General features: G+C 62.5%; 13 protein-coding genes. 3 read left to right on the plus strand and 10 right to left on the minus strand.

Annotated features, from left to right (window positions below; translation table 11 throughout):
• Positions 1 to 144: 144 nt before the first annotated feature.
• The 4 genes from U5N23_RS01870 to U5N23_RS01885 form a co-directional block, all read right to left on the minus strand.
• Positions 145 to 2,250: a UvrD-helicase domain-containing protein gene (locus U5N23_RS01870; protein ID WP_322591185.1), complete on the minus strand. Its 2,106-nt coding sequence runs from the start codon at positions 2,248 to 2,250 to the stop codon at positions 145 to 147.
• Between the two features lie 99 nt (positions 2,251 to 2,349).
• Positions 2,350 to 3,705 carry a hypothetical protein gene (locus U5N23_RS01875; RefSeq protein WP_322591186.1) on the minus strand — a complete coding sequence of 452 codons (1,356 nt, stop codon included), beginning with the start codon at positions 3,703 to 3,705 and terminating at the stop codon, positions 2,350 to 2,352.
• A complete protein-coding gene (locus U5N23_RS01880; protein ID WP_322591187.1) occupies positions 3,705 to 5,585 on the minus strand; it encodes a hypothetical protein in 1,881 nt (626 codons plus the stop codon). Before U5N23_RS01880 ends, U5N23_RS01875 begins: the two co-directional genes overlap by 1 nt.
• 156 nt (positions 5,586 to 5,741) lie before the next feature.
• On the minus strand, positions 5,742 to 6,425 hold the full coding sequence (locus U5N23_RS01885) for a TetR family transcriptional regulator (RefSeq protein WP_322591188.1): 684 nt from the start codon (positions 6,423 to 6,425) through the stop codon (positions 5,742 to 5,744).
• A 175-nt stretch (positions 6,426 to 6,600) separates the two neighbouring features.
• On the opposite strand from U5N23_RS01885, the gene U5N23_RS01890 reads away from it, so the two are divergent.
• The 3 genes from U5N23_RS01890 (at position 6,601) to U5N23_RS01900 (ending at position 11,436) form a co-directional block, all read left to right on the plus strand.
• A complete protein-coding gene (locus U5N23_RS01890; RefSeq protein WP_322591189.1) occupies positions 6,601 to 7,650 on the plus strand; it encodes a purine nucleoside permease in 1,050 nt (349 codons plus the stop codon).
• Between the two features lie 301 nt (positions 7,651 to 7,951).
• The gene (locus U5N23_RS01895; protein WP_322591190.1) at positions 7,952 to 9,181 is read left to right on the plus strand and encodes a hypothetical protein; all 1,230 of its coding nucleotides are present in this window, start codon (positions 7,952 to 7,954) and stop codon (positions 9,179 to 9,181) included.
• Positions 9,178 to 11,436, plus strand: a complete 2,259-nt coding sequence (locus U5N23_RS01900; RefSeq protein ID WP_322591191.1) for a hypothetical protein — start codon at positions 9,178 to 9,180, stop codon at positions 11,434 to 11,436. The genes U5N23_RS01895 and U5N23_RS01900 overlap by 4 nt, the downstream gene beginning before the upstream one ends.
• 238 nt (positions 11,437 to 11,674) lie before the next feature.
• Here the strand turns inward: U5N23_RS01900 and U5N23_RS01905 are convergent, their stop codons facing one another.
• From U5N23_RS01905 to cyoB, 6 genes are all read right to left on the minus strand, one after another.
• The gene (locus tag U5N23_RS01905) at positions 11,675 to 12,277 is read right to left on the minus strand and encodes a response regulator transcription factor (protein WP_322591192.1); all 603 of its coding nucleotides are present in this window, start codon (positions 12,275 to 12,277) and stop codon (positions 11,675 to 11,677) included.
• Positions 12,278 to 12,394: 117 nt separating this feature from the next.
• Complete coding sequence (locus tag U5N23_RS01910; RefSeq protein WP_322591193.1) at positions 12,395 to 13,741, minus strand: ATP-binding protein; 1,347 nt, start codon at positions 13,739 to 13,741, stop codon at positions 12,395 to 12,397.
• A 29-nt stretch (positions 13,742 to 13,770) separates the two neighbouring features.
• Positions 13,771 to 14,586 (minus strand): SURF1 family protein, encoded by an 816-nt coding sequence (locus U5N23_RS01915; RefSeq protein WP_322591194.1) that lies wholly within the window; start codon positions 14,584 to 14,586, stop codon positions 13,771 to 13,773.
• A gap of 128 nt (positions 14,587 to 14,714) precedes the next feature.
• Complete coding sequence (gene cyoD, locus U5N23_RS01920; protein WP_322591195.1) at positions 14,715 to 15,164, minus strand: cytochrome o ubiquinol oxidase subunit IV; 450 nt, start codon at positions 15,162 to 15,164, stop codon at positions 14,715 to 14,717.
• Positions 15,165 to 15,824 (minus strand): cytochrome o ubiquinol oxidase subunit III, encoded by a 660-nt coding sequence (gene cyoC / locus U5N23_RS01925; RefSeq protein WP_322591196.1) that lies wholly within the window; start codon positions 15,822 to 15,824, stop codon positions 15,165 to 15,167.
• On the minus strand, positions 15,817 to 17,826 hold the full coding sequence (gene cyoB / locus U5N23_RS01930; RefSeq protein ID WP_322591197.1) for a cytochrome o ubiquinol oxidase subunit I: 2,010 nt from the start codon (positions 17,824 to 17,826) through the stop codon (positions 15,817 to 15,819). Before cyoB ends, cyoC begins: the two co-directional genes overlap by 8 nt.
• Positions 17,827 to 17,972: the final 146 nt, after the last annotated feature.

A 17,972-nucleotide genomic window follows, 5' to 3' on the forward strand; every position in this document is an offset into this window, starting at 1 on the left:
GCGAATCAGCGAAGCTGACCAGATGCTCATCGCCAGCGACCTGGGAATGTCCACCAGTGCTGATCTGTGTGTCCAGTTCACGCCGTTCCCGGCGTCCAACTGAATTCGCCCCGAACTGTCCGGCAGTGACCGAAATACGCACAGCTAGACAGGCCCCGGCCACACCGGCTTGGCCGCACTCTCCAGCACCCACAGCGCGGCCCGCGCCCGCGTGGTGGCCACGTAGAGCATGTTGCGTTCGCGGTAGGCCTCCTGGTGCGATGCGGGGCCGGGGAAGCGCCCGCGCTCCACGAAGGGCACGGCCACGAAGGTGAACTCGCGGCCCTTGCAGGCGTCCACGCTCAACAGACGCAGGCTGATGGGCTCCGGCCCCTTGTGCATGGCGATGCTCGTCGTCACCAGCAGGGTGAGGCGACCCAGCAGCTCCGCCACCGGCAGGCCATGCGCCAGGTGGGCCAGGCTTTGCAGGCTGGCCAGGCAGGCGCTGCGCTCCGTGCCGTTGATGGGCGCATCGGCAAAGATGCGCCGCACCAGCGGGTGCTGGCAGAAGGCGCCGGCATCGGCCAGCACGGCGGCCCGCGCCGCAGCGGGCAGGGCCATGATTTCGGCACACGCATCCTTGAGCTCGGGCGCATTCGGGTTCAGCGTGCCGTGGGCGATGTAGCGGCGCATGCGCGCGGCGCCGCTGTGCAGTGTGGCGGCGAGCTTGCTGCCCTCGTCGGCGCCGGGCAGGTCGGTCCAGCCCGTGTTGTCGAACTGGCCCTGGGCCAGCAGGTCCACATCGGCCTCTCCGCTGCGTGCCGTGCGCCGGCCATAGTGCAACAGGCCCTCCACGGCGGCGCCCACGATGCCCGGGGTCAGGTAGCGCTCGTGGCCGTCATCGCCCTGCAGCGCCCACATCAACGCCAGCGCCAGCGCCACCTCGCGGCGCAGGTAGAAGGGGCTCATGCCCTGGCAGCCATAGTGAACGCCCTCGTGGCCAAACACCCATTCGAGAAGGATGCTGTCCTGCGGGTTGCGCAGCACCACGTTCAGCGAACTGTGGTGCTGTGCGCCTGGGTCCCCCTTGCTCTCCTGCAGCGCGCCCCAGCCGTTCACGATCTGCCCATGCAGCTCCACCAGTTGCGCAGCGCAGTGTGCGTCGCTGTCGTAGGTCTGGTGCGCAAATGCGTCCGAGCTGCCCGCCACCGGCGCAAACTCCACACCGAACAGCGGGTTCAGCGCCGCGCAGATCTCGGCGCCAAAGCGGCGCGTGGTGTTGATGGTGAGCACCTGCGTGTCCGCCGGCAGGCATTCGCGCACGCGCTCCATGCCGCCGCCAAACACCGAGAACGAGCCCTCGTGGATATGCTGGTTGAAATCCCCCGCACCCACGAAAAAGCCATTGCCGCCCTGCACCAGCTTGCGCAGCACCATCAGCGCGCCCTCGTCCAGGTCGTGCAGCTCGTCGAACAGCACGGCGCTGTAGCGCTGCTGCAGCCATTCAAACGGCTGGTCCCAGTCCAGCGCGCCCAGCTGGCGGCACAGCTCGAAGGTGCAATCGCCCTCGGCATAAAAGCGCGGCTCGTGGTTCATGCCCACGCGCATGCGCTCGTACTGGCCGTACAGGCGGCACAGGCCATAGTCCAGGTCGCGGTCTTCGCAAAACGCGCGCAGGTCCAGGCCCGAGTCTTCCACCTCGCGGTCCAGCAGCCGCTTCTTGGCCAGCGCCTCGAAGGCCAGAAAGGCATCGATGTCCACGTTCTGCCCCAGCAGGGCATCGTAGACGCCATCGCTGCCAAAGCCGTCATCACTGCGCTCCAGCTCCAGCCGCAGGGCCTGCTGCGCCTGCAGTATGAGAAAGCGCCTGCGCACCGCGTCGTCGAGCCGCTCCACCGGGTCGCCCTGTTCCTTGAGCACCTGCTCGCACAGCTGCTCCATGGTCAGCACCTCCATGCTGCGCGGCACGGCGCCATGCAGCTGCAGCATGCGGTCGCGTATGGCCGTGACGCCTGCGCGCGAGTACGCCAGCACCAGGATGCGCGGCGGCGCTGCCGCCTCGCGCTGGCCCTGCAGGCTGGCCAGCAGGTTGCAGGCCTTCATGCACAGCGTGGTCGTCTTGCCCGTGCCCGCCAGCGCGCTGATGATGATGGCCGGCGCCGTGGAGTCCAGCACGCGCCGCTGCTCGGCGGTGGCCGTGATCCGGGCGTGGGACCAACTGCGTGCGGGAGGCGAGGCGGAGGCGGAGGCGGGAGAGCGTGGAGCGGGCATGGAGTCGGTGTGCGGGGCGGGGTGCCATTGTCCCTGACTGGCGCCACGGCCCCGCGCCACAAGCCCCTGCAGCGGCGCATGCCCTGTTGCAAGCCCTTCTTACCGGCAGCCCGCCGCCCGCATGTCCTCCGACCCCACCCGCACCGTGCTGCCCGGTTTGGTGATCGCGCAGCGCGACGCGAAGTAGAACGACAGCCGGTCGCGCACCGGCGCGCCGCCCACCAGGTAGGGGCGGTTGCCCTTCAGCACCGAATCCCCCGCTGCAGCCTTGTCGTACAGCCCCTGGCTGATGTTGTGCCGGTCGGCAGAGTCGTCGAAGGTTTGCGCCGTGAGCCGCCGGAACGCATCGGCCGCCAGCGCCGGGTCGTGCGCGCCTTTCAGGTAGCGGTCGAACCAGGCCAGCGTGTAGTAGTTGATCACCGACTCGCCATACCGGCTGGCCGGCCCGCCGAAGAGCGAGAAGTCCAGGTGCGTGCCCGCGCGCAGCACCACCAGCATGGTGTCCACGCCGGCGCCTTTCAGCTCCTGGTAGCCCAGGTCCTTGGGGTGGGGCTCTGCGCCGCGCCCCCGGCCGCCCTGGGTGTTGGTCTTGGCGGGCTCGGGCGCTTCCGCCGTGGGCACCACCTTGAAGTAATAGTCCGCCCCAATGCCCAGCGCCGGCGTGCGGATGGCCACGTCCGCCGGTGGGTCCATGCCGATCTTGTCGACCCAGCCGGTTTTCAGCGCCGTGAGGTTGTCCCACGCGACGACGGCGCCGATGCGCTTGTCCACCTGACCGATCAAGCTGGCCGTGCTGCCCCCTTGCGAGTGGCCCGCAATGCCCACCATGCGCGCGTCCAGCTCCTTCCCGTGCGGGAAGGCCCCGCTCGCTGGTGGGGCGGATGGCGTGGCCAAAACCCAGTCCACCACGCTCTGCGCATCGGGCCCGTGCGTTCCCATGGGCGCCGTGGTCTCCAGCGCAATGGTCATGTACCCCGCCTCGGCCAGCACCTGCGCGGCCGAGCGGTGCAGCCGTTTGGAACTGTAGCCCCCGTGCACGATCACCACCGCAGGGTAGGGCGGCTCGAAGGTCTTGAGCCCTGCCGGCATGCCCGTGCAGGTGCCTGCGGCGCAGGGCCGGTAGATCTCTACCGCAATCGATTTGCCCGACGGGGAGGGTGTGCTCGCCTCCGTGTACCGAAAGCGCTTGTCTGCATGGCTGGCCGGGTTGCGGTAGGCATCCAGCGCAGGCGTCTTGCCGGGCGTGAACAGCGCTGAGGGCTGCTGCGCAAAATCGTCGATGCGCTGGCGCGCGCAGGCCATGTTGTCGGCATCGCGCTGCTTCCACTCGGCCGAGCCGGGTGTGGGCGATTCGTGCTGTACCGGGCCCAGGCAGTCCAGCGGTGCGGGCTCTGCCGCATGGGCCGTGGCGCCCAGGGCCAGCAGCGCTGCGGCGGCAAGGCCACTGCTGCGCATCACTTGGAACCCCCGGCGCTCGCGTTGCGCTTCATGAAGGCCGCCAGCGGCCGGATCACATTGTTCGTCGCATCGTCATCGGCCGTCACGATGTCCACGTGCGAGTAGCCCTCGCTCATGTGCACCTCGAAGCCGCCCTCCACCCCGCCGTACTGGCGGTTGGCCACCAGCGTGGGCTGGCCGGCGGGCGTGCGCGCAATGCCAGCCTTGCAGCTGGCGGCGGCGCAGGGCGCAATCGCCTCGGCAAAGCCGCGCCAGATGCCGGCCACGGGCGTGAGCCCGTTGGTGCCGCCAAACGCGATGACGGGGATGTTGATCTTGCGTGCCTGCGTCTGGTTCACGATGTCGGCCCGGCCGCGCCCGCCCTGGGCCACGGGCAGCGACAGGGCGCTGGTATCCAGCCCCAGGTTGGCGCCGCCGCTGCCTTCGGCGTTGCCCAGCAGCAGGCCCGAGCTGGGGTAGTACCAGTCGCTGTAGGTGGTGTTGCCCACAAACAGCGCGCGCGCCATGCGCTTGAGGTTGGTGGGCTCCACCTCCTTGCCCCAGGCGGGCGGGTTGGCCACCAGCGTGGCCGGCTGCGGGCCAAAGTCACGGTAGGCCGCTGCGGGCAGCGGGTCGGTATTGTCCAGCCAGGTGCGCAGGCCATCGGCCCGCGCCGGGCCCAGGGCGCCCATCGACACCGAATAGAACACCGTGCGCTGCAGGTTGTCGTCATCCATGAAGGTGCCAATCGCCGCGCCCGCCGTCACGGCAAAGTCCCGCTTGGTGAAGTCCGCCACGCGGTTGTAGACGTTGTTGCCCGCTACGCCGCCCTGGTCCGCCTGCAGCAACGCCTGCGTGCCGTTGATGGTGCCCTCAAAGGCCATCTGCATGCCCGCGATCTCGGTCGATGCGCTCACGCGCGGCGTGAGGCCGGGGCGCGACACAAAGCCCGGCTCAGCCCCCGAAGCCACCGCCGCATACAGCCCGCCATCGGCCGCGCGCACCACCGCGTCGAGCTGCGCCGCGGTGGGCGCGCTCGTTGCCAGCGCACCGCCGGGGCCCTCAAACAGCACCAGCCCCTTGAGCTTGGCGTAGCCCGGTTGCGCGGGCCCCGTGCCCGAGAGGTTGAAGTCCGTGGCCGCATAGCGCGCCACAAAGCCCGTGCCCGCCGAATGCCCGCCTAGAAACACATTGCCATCGCGCGCCACCGTGTGCGCTGCGGTCACCACCGCATCCAGGTCCAGCGAATGCACCTGCGGCGTCCACTCCGCCAAAAACGGGATCTCGCGGCTTTCATGGAACACCGCGCGCCGCGCCAGCTTGGCCGGCAGCGGCAGCCCCAGCTCGCCGCCGTACAAGAAGTTCAGGCCCAGCGCCGCATCGCGCTCGCGCTCTGCAATCTGCAGGCCCTCCATGTCCTGCAGCGCCACGGAGCGGCGGTCCACCCCCCACACCTCCACCACCGCCTGGTGGTCGGCCCACATGCGGCGCACCAGGTTCTCGGCCAGGATGAGGTAGCTGTGCGACGCCGCCAGCGTGCCCGGCATCGCTACCAGCACTGCATCCACCGGCTTGCCTGAATTGGCCGCCAGCCCATAGCGCGTGTAGCGCACCCGGTTCAAATCCGGCCCCGCCGCGCCGAACTGCGTGGCCAGCTTGCTGCCCGCCGCAACCGTCACGCCTGCCGTGCCCGGCGTGCGCGCCGCCTTGGCGCGGCTGGCCAGCTCGTGCGTGCTGATGGTGAACTCGCCCTGGTTGCCGTTGTTGCCACCATCCACCAGCGCCTGCCCACCACCGCCGCAGGCCGTGAGCGCAGCGGCCAGGGTCAGGCCCAGCAGCGTGCGGCGCAGGGGCGCGCCGATGTGGTTGTTGCCGATATCTCTTTTGTTCTTTTGCATGCTTGTCTCCTTGATGGTGTGGGAAGTGGTGGGTAAAAAATGGGCGCAAGCTAGCGCTGCAGGTGCATTGCCGGGGCAGCACACACGCGGGTTGGTCCGTTGCGGCGCATTGCGCCGCGGGTGGGGAAGGGGGGCTCGCTCAGGCCGGGTAAGTGGTCACTTCAGTAGCCCGGCCTCCAGGTAATCGAGAAATTCTTCTTGCTCTCGCGCTTCGTTGCCGGGCATCGACAGCTCCATGGCGCCAAAGGGCGAGCGCCGCATGTAGCTGCGGTACGAGATGCCGTAGTACACGGCGTTCATGGTCAGCAGTAGGCGAAACTGGATCGTCTCGCGCCCCACCCCAGGCATCAGCGCCTGCAGCCGCGCCAAGGTCAGCTCCAGCGTGCGGCGGTGCAGGGCGGCCGATATTTCCTGCCCCTTCTCGCCATAGTCCCACCCCAGCCGGCCGATGAAGTTGACCGCATCGCGCCCCAGCGCGGGCTCGCTCAGCATGGCGATCACGGGGCCAAAGGCCGCCTCCACTACGTCGCGCACGGTGTAGCCCGGCTGCTCGGCCAGCGCCTGCAGCCGCGCGCAGGCCCGCGGCTCCAGCCACTGCTGCAAGAAGTTGGTGATCGCTTCGATCAGCTCATCGCGTCCGCCAAAGTGGTAGTGCAGGGCCGAAGGGTTCTGCGCCCCCGCCGCAATCACGATGCGCCGAAGCGACACGGCGTTCATGCCCTCGCGCGCCATGAGGTGCATGGCTTCTTCGATCAGGCGGGTGCGGGTGGCCTGCGGGTCGGTGGGGGAGGGGGCTGGCGGCGAAGGATCATCGGCAGACGAGGCAAGGGCAGGCATCATGGGGTGAATAATGCACTTGAATTAATTCATGTGCATTAGGGTTGGCCCTCAATGCATTGCATTTGTGTAGCGATCCCTCCACCAAGCGCAAAATGGAGTGCATCTTGCGTTGCTCCTGGCCTGTGCCAGGCAATGCATTGCCGTGTTCGTACTCTTCCTAGCCAAGGTGCCTTCGATGTTCTCTTTCCTCCACTCCTTCCAACCCGCGCGCAGGCTGCTGCTGGCCCTGGCCGCAGCAGTGTCCATAGCCGGCTGCTCCACGGCACCCTCGGCAACGACCACCACCAGCAATGCCGCGCCCATCCGCGTCAAGGTCTTCGTCGCCGCCATGTTCGAGATCGGCAAGAACACCGGCGACCGCGCGGGTGAGTTCCAGCACTGGTACGAGCAGTATTGGAAAGACGCCACCCCCATCACCGTGCCCGGCGCCCTGGGCGCCGTGTACTGCAACGCCGACGGCGTGTGCGGCGCCGTGCTGGGCATGGGCAAGGTCAACTCGTCGTCGTCCATGCAGGCCATTCTGTTGAACCCGAAGTTTGATTTTGCGCAGGCGTACTACGTGATCTCCGGCGTGGCCGGCACGCCGCCGCAGCGCGGCACCATTGGCGACGTGAGCTGGGGCACCTGGCTGGTCGACTACGACCTGGGCCACCGCTGGGCGCCTGAAGAAAACACCCCCGGCGCGCCCACCTTCATGCCGCGCAAGGGCTATGAGGAATACCGCCGCTTTCAGCTCAACCCCCTGCTGGTCGACTGGGCCATGAACCTCAGCGTCGACGCGCCGCTCAAGGATTCAGAAGGCGCCCGCGTCTACCGCCAGCGCTATCCCGACGAGGCCGCCCGCCGCGGCCCCAGCGTCATCACCGGCACCCACATGACCGGCGACACGTTCTTCCACGGCCCGGGCATGTCCAAACAGGCCCAGTACATCGCCAAGCTCTACGGTGCGGACGACTACGTGATCACCGAGATGGAGGCCGCCGCCATTGCCCTGGTGGTCAAGCGCACCCATGGCACCGACCGCCTGATGAGCCTGCGCGGCGCGGTCAATTTTGACCAGGGCAACCCCAAGGAGACCACGCTGCAGCACCTGGACCCGGCGCCGGGCGAAACGGCCGGGGGCTTTGCGGAGACAGTGGAGAACGTGGCGCTGGTGGGCACGCGGGTGGTGGACCACATCGTGCGGAACTGGGGGCAGTGGCGGGGTGGGGTGCCGGCGCGGTAGCGGTTTCGGTTTAGCAGCCAGACTGTAGAAAGGCGCTTGCCAGCATCGAGCTACGTCCGCAGGCCGGCCCGCTCCTTCAGGCGAGGAAAGCGGGTCTGCGGTGCGATAAGCAAAAAGCAAAATTGAACAGTGCACTTGATGTGTACTGTGGCCTACCCCGACTACCAAAGTCGGACTGTATTTTTGTTCGGGAAGGTCTTGACCAATGTGTTCAGAGAGGGGACGTCCGGCCCGTCAAGGTGAGGACATCACTGGCAAATTCGCGCTCTGGGATTTGCTAGTTGTCCTGTAGCATCGCCCCATGACTACTGCTGGCGTGACCAATGCTCTGTCGCTACTGGATTTCGCGACAAATTCTCCTCTACCCTTTGTAGCGGGCAGGATAGTCGTTGAAGTTCCTGAAGCATATTTGACTGATGAGAGATTTGAGCATGCTGGAATTGAGGGGCTTGCAATTCAACGCCTGCTTACTCTAGCTAATTCGGTTGAATATTTGAATTTCTCTTGGTCTGTGTTGGCTGCCAAGCGAATAATTTCTTCTCCTGCAGTTTATCCGTTGGCGGCTGTGGCACTGTGTTTGAAGAATGCATCTCATGAATGTGTGGGCGAAGAGTCAATAACTGCTAACGACTTTCTCCGCGCGCAGCAGAAGCTCTTGAGTTACCGATTAAGCTCAGATATGTTTTCTGATAGACAGGCGCTTGTTTGTCTTGACTATCAAAATCCAAGTCTTCCTTTTGATTTATATGATGAATCAAGTAAACGCTTGCGGCGGGAAGATGAATTTGAATCTCTTGTGGAAGATTTGCTTTTTGCTCAGCGCGGAGCTGGATTCAAAGCCGAAAAGCTCCCCAACTTCCGTTTGCCATTGGCTGTAATGTTGCATGAGTTGATGGAAAATACTGATGACCATGCTAGGACAAATTATGATGGAAGTGTGCTGAGGCCTAATGCAGTTCGAGGAATGCTTGTCAAGAGGATTTTTCAGTATAGAAAGCTGCCAACGAGGGAGTCCGAAAAATCTCCTCCGATTCCTTGTCTTGAATTTACTGTTTTTGATAGTGGCATAGGTTACTATAATTCATATCGGCGGCAGCTTATGAAGGGGCAGGCAAGAGGGGAGCCTGTGGAAGTGGGTGATAGGCAGGCTGAAATTATTAGAAAATATGAGCTGGGAGCGGAGGTTCCGATGGATGTTGAGTATGCTATTTTGCAAAAATGCCTTTCCCGTCATTCTAATAGAGCTATCCCAGATCCGAGGCCTGGCCATAGGGGCTTGGGCTTGTATGAGGTACTGCGTTCTTTAAAAATGATGCAGGGGATGTTTGAAGTCCGTACTGGTCGCATACATGGGTATAGGAGTTTCTTGAGTGGGGAAATTCAGCTGCAGCTTGAGCCGGAGACTTCCAAGGATAGACCAGGCATGCCAAAAGCATCTTTGCTCGATGCTACAGATAGGTTTTCACATAAATTAACTTCTCAGCAGCTAGTACGAGGTACTGTTGTAAGAATTGTTGTGCCTCTCATATGAATTTTGGCCATACAACACGTGCTTTGTGGTTGCGCTCTCGGCAACGAGAGGGGCAGTTTGAGGCGGAAGCATGCCTCCTTGCATATGATGACGAGTCATTTAGCGATATAGCGGTCAGCGGTGATATTAAAGCAGTGTTCGAAAAAAGAGCCAGCACAGCAAATGTTTTTATAGTAACGCCATTTCTCAGTATTGAGGAAAGTCGTAATGCGCTGCGGTCTGGGCATGCCGTTCAACGTGCTGCCTCATATATTAGTGGCAAAAGTGGTAATGTTTATCTTATTGAGCTTTCGATTTCTGAAAATGGTGAGAATTTTGTTGTCGGTGCTTGCCCTTTAACATGGGATGTTGCAAGCGACGAGGTTAGCTTTGGCCGCTCAGTTTCATTAAGTGCCTCTTTGTGCGAAGGTTGGCTGTTTGATTTATTTGATGCAAATGAGGGCCTTGTTACGGCTCCTGCGGGAGTTCATTTTCGTAAAAGCTCATTTAAACACACTGATACCTTTTTAAGGTCTGCAAATGCTTTGACATCTTCAGTTGCTTGTGGAGTGTTTGCAATGCTGGCGCTAGTGAATGTTGGCTGCTTAAGCCCTAAACGCATCTTTGTTGATACAGCGCCTCTTTTGTCACTTGCATTTGCTCTGATGCGTGTTGCGCGTGCTCATGGAATGTGGAAGAGCGATGTCCCCGCGCGCTCATTTGGCTCTTATGGCGGTCTTAAGAAGATAGGTCGTTTATCCGAGGGGGATATCGTTTTGGTATCTGCTACAACGTCTGGATCGCTTGCCAAAGACATCGAGAGAATGGGAGCGAAGCCGCATAGGGTTGTGACACTATACTTCTTAAAGGGGCATGATGCAGTTGCACCCAACGGCATTTTATGCGATTTAACGATCGCCCCGGAAAAAAGTTTTGGATATCAGCCAATTCTGAATTTTCCTGCGAATGACTGCCCCTTATGCAAGCAGGAGTATTTACTCGCTGAGTTGGAGGGGGATCAGTTTTTGTTGCAGCAGCGGCAGCAGCGATTGCTGCGTGTCATGAAAAAAACTCAATCATCAGATGCCAGAAAGGTACTGACTGAACTCCAGTCTTGTGGAGCTTTTGAGGTAATTTTGCGAACTGAAGTCGGGCATAGAGCGCCTGTGCAGATAAAGGAAGGGAAAGTTCTGTCGCATGGGGAAATCAGATCAGACTTTATTAGATTGTTAAGAAGGCATTCTCCTCAGCCATTGGCGCTCGTGGTACGGGTGAATATTTCTGATGAAGAGTTGCGCTCCATAATTGAAGATGCAGGCCTCGAATTGGCATTTGCAAATGCAAAAATAATTGACTGGCTGGAGGTAGGAAATCAAAATCCGTTAGCAAAGGGTGCGGCGGTACTGGTAATATTTGGTTGTCTTTCAAGTCACACTCAGGCGCGCTCAGTGAACGCTTCTTTGAGAGCAGTTGTTGATGATGGAAACGTTTCCTATGTATCTGCAATTACTTTCGCAACAAATCCGGAGCAATATCAAGATCTAAAGATGTTTTTAAGCTATGGTGAGCGAGGTTTGGAGACGTTTACTTTTCGGGACGCTCGAAGGATTGCAATGCCTGGAGGCTTTGGTTCCAATAATTCTTGGGAAGCTGAGCTCGATTTGCTTGATCAAATTGCGGCCTCGCAACAAGATCCTGATATATCTGTCAGGAGGGAAATGCTTTCGTTGCAAAGCTCTGCAAGGGAGGGTATATTTCTGCCTGGAAAAAACGCACCTCTAAAAATTCAGCGCGATTTTGTTTATCTTGATACAAGTTTAGGTGTCGATGGTATTGCTCAAGCAGATGTGTTTTCAGTCGTTTTGAATTTGCTGTGTGTTGCAAGATCATTGGATAGAGAGTTGCTGACTAAAGCGACACCCGGAGAGCCCACTGAACTGATTCAGTCGCTATATGGCCATGTGCTTCTTAGCCCAGATATTTTTGAAAAATACAATGACGCTATTCTCAAGGCTTGCTTTCTTCGCGCAGCACGTCCCAGTGAGTTGATGTATGAGGTGGACGAGGGGCTTAGCACGCAGATGACTGAAATTATTCTTTTTGAGTTAACAGCTTGGGAAGCTGCAACCGGAGACGCATTGCCTGAGATGTTGTTGGCTATTGCTACAAATAGATTGCGGCTGCGAGATATGGATCGAATTAAAATTCGAGAAGAGGCTTTAAAGGTTCAGTTGCCGCCAATGCTAAATGCATTGGCGAAGTCTATAAGTAAATAACTAATTTCTTTTGGATCTGAACTTTAGGGAATAAGGAATAGGACACGAACTCCGGCTTCAGTTCACGCTGCTGACTAAGAACTGAAAAATGCGGGGGTCTCACTAGCTCCCAGACAGCGCAGCAGCAATTCGCCCTTTGTGTGGCCGGGACGCAAAGGCGTTTCTCCCATACAGACCAGACGCGGTGTTTTTGGATTGCAGCTAGTTGTCTGGTTGGGGCGGGCAGCAGTTGTAGCGCCTAACTTACCTGCTGCTTCTCCAACTTCCGCGCCAGCGTGCGGCGATGCATGCCCAGCCTCCGCGCCGTCTCCGAAATATTGAACCCCGTCTCCGCCAGCACCTCGTGGATGCGCTCCCACTCCAGCGTCTTGAGCGAGCTGGAGCGGTTGGTCACATCCACCTCGGTGTCCCCCGCCTTCAAACCAAACGCCGCCTCGATGTCGTCGGTGTTCGACGGCTTGGCCAGGTAGTGGCAGGCGCCCAGCTTCACGGCCTCTACGGCGGTGGCAATGCTGGCAAAGCCGGTGAGCACGACGATGAGCATGGCTTCGCTGGCGGCGTGCAGCTTTTGCACGCAGGCCAGGCCAGATGCGTCGCCCTTGAGCTTCAAATCGACCACGGCGTAGCCGGGGGTGTGCTGGGTGAGCAGGGCCTCCACCTCGGGCAGGCTGGCGGCCTGCAGCACGCGGTAGCCGCGGCGTTCGAACGAGCGGGCCAGGGTGCGGGCAAAGGCCTCGTCGTCTTCGACGATGAGCAGTTGGGGCTTTTCCTTGGCATCCTTGGAGGATGGGTCTGCTGCGGGGCTGCTGTTGCTGCTGCTGGCGGTGGTGATTTCGTCCATGGCGGTCGGGCTCGGGTTTTGTACTAGTACGAATTCAACTTTGACTGGCTACAAAAGCTGTTTGCTGGTCTGGTTGTCCAGCCAATCCATCCAGCGCACGCAAATCCGTGGGCATCATCACACCGGCCGGTGGCCGCGCGGCATCGCCACGGCTGCCAGGGGCAGGCGGATGCTCACTTCGGCCCCGCCCTCGGGGGCGCGGTTGCGCGCCGTGACGCTGCCGCCCAGGGTGCGCGCCACGTTCACCACCAGGTACAGGCCCAGGCCGCTGCCGGGGCGCTGCTTGGTGGACTGATACGGCTCGCCCAGGTGGTCCAGCATGCCAGGCGCAAAGCCGGGGCCTGCGTCGTTGACGGTGATGCACAGCGCAGGCGCGTCGGCCTTGTCGTCGCGGGTGATGAGCAGTTCCACCCACTGGGGCGAGGCGTCGCGTGCATTGTCCAGCACATTGAAAACCATCTGCTTCAACGTGGTGTCCGACACCATGGGCGTGTCGTCGCCAAAGTCGTTGCGGTACGAAAACGCGGGTATCGAACGGGTGGTGCGCCATTCATCGGCCAGGGCGTCGACAAAGGTGCGCACGGTGGTCTGGGCCGACTCTTCGCCGCGCGCCTCGCCGGCCGACAGCAAGATGCCGCTGACGATGCTTTTGCAGCGCTGCACCTGGGTGCGCATTTCTTCGATGTCTTCGCGCAGCACTTCGTCGCCCATCAGCTCCTGGTCGTGCTGCCAGTCGCCCAGAATCACGGCCAGGGTCGACAGCGGCGTGCCCAGCTCGTGCGCCGCGCCCGATGCGAGCAGGCCCATGCGCACGATGTGCTCTTCTTCCACCCGGCGGCGGCGCGCGGCGGCCAGGCGGGCGTCGCGCTCGCGCAGGTTCAGGTTGATGCGGGTGATGAACACCACCACCAAGATCGCGTTGAGCACAAAGCACACCAAGAGGCCAATGACGTACAGGCTCGACAGGCCCTGGTGCAGGTCTTGCGGCAGCTCCAGTGGCAGGTGGTAGTTGGCCAGCAGTGCAAAGCACGCGGTGTTGATGGCCACCATGCTCCAGATATAGGCACCGCGCAGCAAGATGGCGCCCAGCGCGATCTGCAGCAGGTACAAAAAGACGAAGGGGTTGCTGGTGCCGCCGCTCAAATACAGCTGGGTGGTGAGCACGGCCACGTCCACCAGCAGGGCCAGAAACAGCTCCACATTGCGCACCTGCACCCCCGTGCGCAGGCGCAGCAGGCTGATCACGTTGAACACGGCCAGGCAGCCCACCACCATCAGCATCTGGTGCAGGGGGATGCTCAGGCGCAGGCTGTGGTGCGCCACCTCGATGGTGAAGACCTGGCCGATGACGGCCATCCAGCGCAGCTGAATAAGCTGCTGCAGGTTCTTGATGCCGGCGGCGGCATCGGCAGCGCGCGGGTTGCGCAAGAACTCGGCGCTTTTGACGAGGCGATGGAGGGGCATATCGGGCGGGTAGGACGAGCGGAGTCTACCTACCGGGCCGCGCCGCTGCTTCGGCGCCGCTCGTAGCGCACCACGAACCAGCCCGCGCCCAGCACCATCAGCGCCAGGCCGTACCAGGTGAGTGCATACACCGCATGGCTGTTGGCAAAGCGGATGGTGGTGAGCCCCGCGCGCGGCCAGGTGGTGCCCGCCGTGGTGGCGGCGGTGCCGGCCACTTCCACCGCCTCGGCGGTTGGGTTGGCCACGCCGCGCGTGGGCAGGCCGGCGTCGATGAAGAAGGGGGCTGCCTTGGGCAACTGCAGTGCCTGGGCGATGGCCGCCACATCGCGCGAGAACCAGCGCTGCTCGGCGGGGTCGTTGTTGCGCAAAAAGCCGCCCTTGGGCTCGGTCATGCGGATGAGGCCCTGCACGGTGGCGGGGGCGGCGTTCTCGGTCTTGCCCGCCCATTCGGCACGCTGGTCTTGCGGGATGAAGCCGCGGTTCACCAGCACCTGGGTGCCGTCGGCCTGCTGCAGCGCGCTGATGACCCAGAAGCCCGAGCCCAGGGCCGTGACGGCCTGGGTGAGCACGGTCTTGCCGGGCAGCCAGTGGCCGGTGAGGGTGACGGGCAGGTACTCATGCCCAGCCGCGTTGATGCCGGGCCAGTCAGCGGCCGGGGGCAGGGCCACGGGGGCGGCGTGCACGCGCTGGTCCACGCGCTCGATGAGGTCGAGCTTCCACACCCGCCGCTGCACCTGCCAGGTGCCCAGGGCCACAAAGCCCAGGAAGAGGGCGATGCCCAGCACCAGCAGCACGGCACGGCGCCAGCGACGGGGGGCTGCAGGGGCGCCATGGGTTGCGGTCATCGGTGGTTCCTTTGTTCGGTCGATTGCACGGGCCCCAAAACGGCTGCGGCCGCTGTGGGCGGCCGCTTCGCAAGGGTGGGTGTGCGCCCCGCCCCGCATCGTCGTGGGGCGTCGGGGCGCTGCACCCATCAAGGGGTGTGGTGGCCCGCTGCTGCGCCGCTCTCCGTCTGGGTGGGCGGGGTGGGCGTGGGGTGGCCGGGCATCATGTTGGCGTTCATGTGGAACATGACCCACAGCGTGCCGCTGATGGCAATGGCCACGAAAACCACGGTGAAGATGGTGGACAGCAGCGTCCAGCCGCCCTCGACCTTGCCGTTCATGTGCAGGAAGCAGACCATGTGCACGAGGATCTGCACCACCGCGAAGGCGCCGAGCACGAGCACGGCGGTGTTGCGGTCGGCAATCACCTTGGCCATGACCAGCCAGAACGGAATGGCGGTGAGGATGATGGACAGCACGAAGCCGACCATGTAGCCCGAGAAGGTGCTGTGCGGGCCCACGTCGCCATGGTGGTCGTCGTGGTGGTCGTCATGGCCGTGGCCATCGTGGGCGTTGGCGGTGTGTTGTGCGGCGCTCATTTACAGCACTCCCATCAGGTACACGAAGGTGAAGACGCCGATCCAGACGACGTCCAGAAAGTGCCAGAACATCGACAGGCACATCAGCCGGCGCTTGTTCTCGTGGATCAGGCCGTGTTTCTTGATCTGCAGCATCAGCACCACCAGCCAGACCAGGCCGAAGGTGACGTGCAGGCCGTGGGTGCCGACCAGCGTGAAGAAGGCCGACAAAAAGGCGCTGCGCTGCGGGCCCGCGCCCTGGTGGATCAGGTGGTAGAACTCATACAGCTCCAGCGCCAGAAAGCACAGGCCGAACACGCCGGTGATGGCCAGCCACAGCAGCGTGCCATTCACGTTGTTCTGCTGCTTCTTGATCATCGCGAAGCCGAAGGTGATCGACGACGCCAGCAGGAAGGCCGTGTTGATGGCCACCAGCGTCAGGTCGAACAGCTGCGCGCCGGTGGGGCCGGCGGCGTAGCTGCGGCCCAGCACGCCGTAGGTGGCGAACAGCGCGGCGAAGATGAGGCAGTCGCTCATCAGGTAGAGCCAGAAGCCGAGGGCGGTGCCGTTCTCGGGGTGCGGCTCGTGCGCCAGGTGGTACTCGCGGCGCGCCAGCGTGGCGCCCGTGGGGCCGCCTGCCGTGATGGCGGCGGCGGCTTGGTTGTAGGTGATATCAGACATGGCTGGCACGCAGTTGTTGGGTACGCACGTTCTCGGTCTCCGTCACTTGCGCGGCGGGGATGTAGAAGTCACGCTTGTAGTTGAACGTGTGGATGATGGACACCACCACCACGCCCACGAAGGACAGGCCGGCCAGCAGCCACATGTGCCAGATGAGGGCGAAGCCCAGCACCAGCGACAGGCCCGAGATGATCACGCCCGAGCCGGTGTTGGCCGGCATGTGGATGGGCGCAAAGCCGGTGAGCGGGCGCGCATAGGCGTGCTTCTTCATGTCCCACCAGGCATCGATCTCGTACACCTTGGGGGTGAAGGCGAAGTTGTAGTCGGGCGGGGGCGACGAGGTGGCCCACTCCAGCGTGCGGCCGTCCCATGGGTCGCCGGTGTGGTCGCGCAGCTGTTCGCGCTTCAGGTAGCTCACCACGATCTGGATCAGCAGGCAGGCGATGCCCAGGGCGATCAGGAAGGCGCCGAATGCGGCGATGACGAACCAGATCTGCAGCGACTGGTCTTCGAAGTGGTTGGCACGGCGCGTGACACCCATCAGGCCCAGGATGTACAGCGGCATGAAGGCCACGTAGAAGCCCACCACCCACAGCCAGAACGAGCACAGGCCCCAGAAGCGGTCGAGCTTGTAGCCAAAGGCCTTGGGGTACCAGTAGTTGATGCCGGCGAACAGGCCGAACAGCACGCCGCCGATGATCACGTTGTGGAAGTGGGCGATCAAAAACAGGCTGTTGTGCAGCACGAAGTCGGCCGGGGGCACGGCCAGCAGCACGCCGGTCATGCCGCCGATGGCGAAGGTGACCATGAAGGCCAGGGTCCACAGCATGGGCAGCTCGAAGCGGATGCGACCCTTGTACATGGTGAACAGCCAGTTGAAGATCTTCGCGCCCGTGGGGATCGAGATGATCATCGTGGTGATGCCGAAGAAGGTGTTCACGCTGGCGCCGGAGCCCATGGTGAAGAAGTGGTGCAGCCACACCAGGTAAGACAGGATGGTGATAACGACCGTGGCGTACACCATGGAGGTGTAGCCGAACAGGCGCTTCTTGCAGAACGTGGCCACCACTTCGGAGAAGATGCCGAAGCAGGGCAGGATCAGGATGTAGACCTCGGGGTGGCCCCAGATCCAGATCAGGTTCACGTAAAGCATGGCGTTGCCGCCCAGGTCGTTGGTGAAGAAGTTGGTGCCGATATAGCGGTCCAGCGACATCAGCACCAGCGCTGCGGTGAGCACGGGGAAGGATGCAACGATGAGTGCGTTGGTGCACAGGGCCGTCCACGTGAAGATGGGCATCTTCATCAGGGCCATGCCGGGTGCGCGCATCTTGATGATGGTGACGATCAGGTTAATGCCCGAGAGCGTGGTGCCCACCCCGGCGATCTGCAGCGCCCAGATGTAGTAGTCAAGCCCCACCCCCGGGTTCTGCGCCCCCAGGTTCGACAGTGCCAGCCAGCCGGCGGTGGAGAACTCGCCCAGGAACAGCGACACCATCACCAGGATGGCACCGGCGGTGGTCATCCAGAAGCTGAAGTTGTTGAGGAACGGGAAGGACACGTCGCGCGCGCCGATCTGCAGCGGCACGAGGTAGTTCATGAGGCCCGTGACCAGCGGCATGGCCACGAAGAAGATCATGATCACGCCGTGGGCGGTGAAGATCTGGTCGTAGTGGTGCGGCGGCAGGTAGCCCATGTTGTCGCCAAAGGCCATGGCCTGCTGCAGGCGCATCATCAGCGCGTCGGCAAAGCCGCGCAGCAGCATGACCACACCGAGGATCATGTACATGATGCCGATCTTCTTGTGGTCGATGCTGCAGATCCAGTCGCGCCACAGGGTGCCCCACAGGCGGAACTTGGTGATGGCGGCCAGCACGGCCAGGCCACCGAGCACGACGCCGATGAAGGTGATCAGCACGATGGGCTCGTGCGCCATGGGGATCGAATCCCAGGTGATTCGGCCCAGGGCCCAATGCGGTTCGGTTACAACGGGTGAGGTGGACATGGTTGTCAGTCTCTTAGGCGCGGATCATTGGCGGGAAAGGGTGCGGTCGTGGACCGTGGCGTGGCGCGCTTCGAGGGCGGCCACGATCTGGCCGGCGTTGTCCACGGTGCACACGTCCTGGGGCAGGTTCAGGCCCATGGCCTTCA

The sequence above is a fragment of the Acidovorax sp. genome (assembly GCF_034519795.1).
GTDB lineage: Bacteria > Pseudomonadota > Gammaproteobacteria > Burkholderiales > Burkholderiaceae_C > Acidovorax.